The sequence below is a fragment of the Brevundimonas sp. genome (assembly GCF_018608325.1).
Taxonomy (GTDB): Bacteria; Pseudomonadota; Alphaproteobacteria; order Caulobacterales; family Caulobacteraceae; genus Brevundimonas.
This window is the reverse complement of the sequence record NZ_JABAZW010000079.1, coordinates 3,294-3,927: the sequence shown is the minus strand read 5'-3', so window position 1 is coordinate 3,927 and position 634 is coordinate 3,294. Positions and strand designations below refer to the sequence as shown.

Here is a 634-nt window from a genome sequence, read left to right as displayed (position 1 = left end):
CCGCCCCGGCTGTTGCGCAGGAGACGCCGCGCTGGTCGCTGGCCATTCACGGCGGGGCGGGCGTGATCGAACGCGCCAGCCTGACGCCTGAACGCGACGCCGCCTATCGCGCGGGGCTGCAGGCGGCGCTGGACGCCGGTTCAGCAGTTCTGGCCCAGGGCGGTTCGTCGCTCGACGCCGTGCAGGCCGCCATCCAGTCTCTGGAGGACAACCCCCTGTTCAACGCCGGGCGCGGAGCGGTCTTCACCGCCGCCGGCAAGAACGAACTGGACGCCGCCGTGATGAACGGCGCCGATCTGACCGCAGGCGCAGTCGCCGGTCTGACGCGCACGCGCCACCCGATTGCCGCCGCACGGGCGGTGATGGAGAAATCGCCCCACGTCATGCTGATCGGCGAGGGCGCCGAGAGCTTCGCCGCCTCGGTCGGTCTGGAGCAGGTCGATGCCGGCTTCTTCTTCACGGAAAGCCGCTGGCAGGCCCTGCTGAAGGCCCTGCGCGACAAGGGCCTGCCCCTGCCCGCGCGCCCGCCCCTGCATCAGCATCTGTCTCTGCTTCTCCATCAGGGAACGTGCGAGGAGGCGTCGACGGGCTTGACGTGCCTCGAATCCCAGAGCCTCCTTCATCAGCCGGACAC

The 634-nt window shown here is 70.3% G+C and carries 1 protein-coding gene; it reads left to right on the top strand.

Annotation, left to right across the window (positions count from 1 at the left end; translation table 11 throughout):
* The coding region (locus QZ281_RS08185; RefSeq protein ID WP_292227003.1) for an isoaspartyl peptidase/L-asparaginase at positions 1-634 on the top strand (634 nt) is incomplete at both ends.